The organism is Paenibacillus phytorum, assembly GCF_013141715.1.
GTDB classification, from domain to species: Bacteria; Bacillota; Bacilli; order Paenibacillales; family NBRC-103111; genus Paenibacillus_E; species Paenibacillus_E phytorum.
The window spans coordinates 1-3,779 of the sequence record NZ_WHOA01000058.1 but is presented as its reverse complement, the minus strand read 5'-3'; the positions used below and the strand labels follow the sequence as shown (position 1 = coordinate 3,779).

The following is a 3,779-nucleotide window of genomic DNA, read 5'->3' as shown; positions in this document are numbered from 1 at the left end:
GTAACACTTTAACATACTTTTTTGTTACTTTCCTCCAACATGAAACACACCAATTACGGTTTCACCATCAACATCATACAGTGGGACATCACGACCAGGTTCACCGAGATAATCTTTTTCAGCACATATCCTGCAATGCCATTCACACTTCCTGCATGGATTAAATCAGGTAGCATTTCAACAGAGGTGGCTTCTTCAGCAGAACCGTATGTCTTTCCATTTTCAGGATAGTTAGGAAGATTTGTGTGGCTTTTTTTCGGTATTTTACATAAAAAAGGAAAACAATAAAGGAAGACTTGATTGCCGTTCATTAGTCCCCCTATATTCGTTTTCCGACTTTCATTATTCGTTTGATCCTAGCGCATCTTATTCGACTGGAAAGTCAAACGGAATCGATACTTCATATCGTCTTCAAACCACATCATGAAATTGGTACCCCAAACGTTATTGTGCAAGTTAAAATGAAACCCGCCATCGAGTGACGAAAATGAGTTATCGAACTGCAGTAGCCGCCGTTCCCCAGGGCAAACGATAGGAGCATCCAGCGTCTCGATGGTCGCTCCGCCTTCCGCGCCTTCATAGTACAATCCGCTACCCACGCCATGCATATTCCGGTTGCCGTCTTTTACGACAAATAACGGTGAAATCCGTTCGCCCAACTTATCCATCGTCCATTGGTGCGAGCTATCCGTTATCGGCGCGAATGAAAACCAGCTCGCTTCCGGCAAACGACACGCCTTTTTGTCCATCGCATGCAATTCTACATCGATTTTCGGTTCCCGATTATGGAAAGTGTACACAACGACTAGCTTCCGGGGCGCACCAAAAAGCTCGCAGACATCAGAAGGCATTTTCAGCTCAGCCCGGACAACGTTGCAATCCGCTTGACGTTCCAGACTAAGTGATCTTATCGTCGCACTATATTGTTGGTGCACCGGTTTCGGCTCTGCGTACTCAATCCCCGGCTTTCCAAGGTCGTTATCCGCCCAGCCATGATTACGCTTCAAATTGATCACATATTCGTTGAAAAAGCGGTCGAAATTTTCTTTTCCGAACGTTTCGTATTGATACGTCCCAAGTCTGTGTTTTTCGTCTGCCCATATTTTTCCGTTCACATCGATCAAATGATTAATAGAGCCATCCGAAGCGAAACTGACACGAAACAGCCCCAAATCGTAACATTCATTCACTTCAAGGCTGAGCGTCTCATTTTCCGTTACGATGGTATCCCCAGGCAGCATCCGTTCAAAAGCTGCTTGAGCTTCAGCCACCAGCTCTTCGCCAAGCGCAGCCAACGCCTGATCGATATAGGCACGCTGTTCCTTCCATGAGCTTTCAAAGAAGCTATACGTTCGATCCGGTTTCGCGGAACGGCAGAGGTAGGCATATTTACTTATTTTGGCATTGCCTACCTTATCGATAGCTCTGGCGGCAGCGAAGTCGGCTGCAGAGTAATGGTCGTAGTCGACCAAATAAACTTGTTCATTCAATCCCCATGTATGCTCCGGGATTAACATCAAACGATTGCAAAACTTCGCGTACTGCTCGCTTTGCTCATCCAACCTGCCGGATGCCACCCATTTGTCCCTCAAGCGAAGCAGCTCCCGATACCGTGCCACCCTCCAGGGGTCGGAAGCGGCTCCGTGAATCCACGTATCACCGATTTCCTCGCGGATAACCGGCAGGAGATGCTTGAGCGGAAGCAGCTTTTCAGCAAATGCATCCAGCGTCGACGCCATAATGACCGCACCCGGATATTGCAACTGCAATTTTGCAAACAAAGCACGCACGTCTTCGATAGGGGAAGGACCGTTGTTATCTCCCGTATGCGCAAAATACAACGCGTCCTCCAGGCCGTCAAGCTCAAGCGTTTTCCCGTAATCGTCGGCATAATTCACGATGATTTCCGAACCATCGCTTGCGCGCCACACGAACACCGGCGGTACATGCGGTCTTTTACATGTCGGGTTGACGCCCAAATGCAAATATCGGATACCGTTCCTCGCCAAAATCGGCACCATCCCGATCGTATGTCCCGGAACATCCGTCATTTTCGCGGCTATCGTCGTTTTACCGAACTGCTGGTCCATCTTCTTGGAAAGCGACAGGCCGAATTCGAACAATTTGGCGTCCATCAACTCTGTATGAGTCGTAAACGGCAGCCCATGCCAAACGATGCGGCCCTGTCGAAGCGCTTCTTCCATGCGGACGCGCAAATCTGGCTGCGCCGTATGCAAGTATTCGTGAATAAGCCATGAACCGGTCGTCCATAAGAATTTCACATTTCCTTCTTCCATCGCTAATTGTTCGGACAGGTCTAGCGCCTGCGGAATAAACTGATTCATATATCGGTCGATCACATGCTCTGCCAAGTCGGTAAACCCAATATCCAAATGCGTTTTGAAAATGACATGAACTCTTTTGATCGTTGTCACGTTTCTTTGCCTCCAACCGTATATTTTTTCTCCTTAATCCTATCGCGATCCCGAAATAATCCGCTTACCGCCGCTATTCTTTGACCGATCCCATCACGATGCCGTGCACGAAATAACGCTGCAAAAATGGATAAATCAGAAGAATCGGGATCATCGCCACCATCAGTTTTGCCGCGTTTAAAGTTTTGTTCGATGCTTTCATCAGTTGGATCAGCTGATCTGTGGGCATTTCCTTCATTATATCCGGCGTTATATTGATGACCAGCTGCTGGATATACGTCTGAAGCGGATAGTTGTCCGGCTTACTCATATAAATCAGTCCGTCGAAGAACGAATTCCAATGCCCGATAATGCTGAACAGCGTCACCGTAGCCATCGCTGGTAAAGAAAGCGGAATATAGATACGCAGCAACGTATACCATGGTCCCGCACCATCAACTTCCGCTGCTTCGTCCAATTCCTTCGGCAAGCTTCGAAAAAATTCATAATGAGAATGACGTCGGATGCACCTGCAAGCTCAGGTTTTGTCCTCCTATCGTATCGAGGAAGTCGAATCGAATCGGGAATTCAGCACCGAAGCGTGAATAGACCTTCTCCCCCAGCAGCTTAATCGATTCGAAGAAGACTAGATTGATGGCGGTATCTCCAAACGCAAAGATCCGTATTGAAAATAAAGGCTGTTTTCTTCCGGCACACCATCGAACCCCCACGCGTATGGATGATCTTTTTGGGTAGATCTATGTTAGACTCCAACCACGTACCACCCCATACTCCTGGGTCGAAGCAGGGTACGAGCCGGAACGGCTGGCTCGCAGTCTGAGATAGGCCGGCGAACAACGCTTGCTTGGATAACATCTTAGGTTCATTCTTGGTATTGGAATCCAGATAGTAATTTACACGATCGAACAGAGATCTCTTGAGCCGGTCCGCCATGCGCCATTCAAAGAAGAAGCTGCGCTTGTAGAGACGAAGAGTATCATCTTCTCTTTTACTTGCCCGCCAGTTGTCCATAACCTTCGCTCGGTAGCGAAGTTGAATTTCCCAACGTGCTAAGTCGGCATAGATAAGAACGTCACCACTTGCGATAAGTGAGGCTCCGAATCCGATGACCACAATAATGCCGTCATTCACCTCTGCTATCTCGCTACGTAATTTGTCGACTTTATCCGGCTGGTAAAACTCATCTATATGGAACGGTGCCATGTACCCGAATACGCGATCGTCCGACATATAACTCTCGACTTTGCGATCAACCTCATCTGGGTCGAGTGCTGCCTCTTCAGATCTGACAATCATTTTCGGCCTTAGGGAGACTGCCAATCCCTCGAGAATTTCCTCCTGTCT

General features: G+C 48.0%; 3 protein-coding genes and 1 pseudogene. All 4 read right to left on the bottom strand.

What is annotated here, in order from left to right; all coding sequences use genetic code 11:
• Positions 1–53: 53 nt before the first annotated feature.
• A complete protein-coding gene (locus GC098_RS07860) occupies positions 54–311 on the bottom strand; it encodes a hypothetical protein (protein ID WP_171642586.1) in 258 nt (85 codons plus the stop codon).
• A 45-nt stretch (positions 312–356) separates the two neighbouring features.
• Positions 357–2,435, bottom strand: a complete 2,079-nt coding sequence (locus GC098_RS07855) for a DUF5054 domain-containing protein (RefSeq protein ID WP_171642584.1) — start codon at positions 2,433–2,435, stop codon at positions 357–359.
• A gap of 73 nt (positions 2,436–2,508) precedes the next feature.
• Positions 2,509–2,916, bottom strand: a pseudogene (locus GC098_RS07850) (carbohydrate ABC transporter permease); the annotation flags it as partial.
• Positions 2,917–3,041: 125 nt separating this feature from the next.
• Positions 3,042–3,779, bottom strand: a 738-nt coding sequence (locus GC098_RS07845) for a DUF8485 domain-containing protein (protein ID WP_512699010.1), incomplete at its 5' end; no start/stop codon positions are given.

What these genes read in the sequence shown, in the direction of transcription:
- GC098_RS07860 (WP_171642586.1), bottom strand. Translation starts at nt 311, where the DNA reads ATGAACGGCAATCAAGTCTTCCTTTATTGTTTTCCTTTTTTATGTAAA.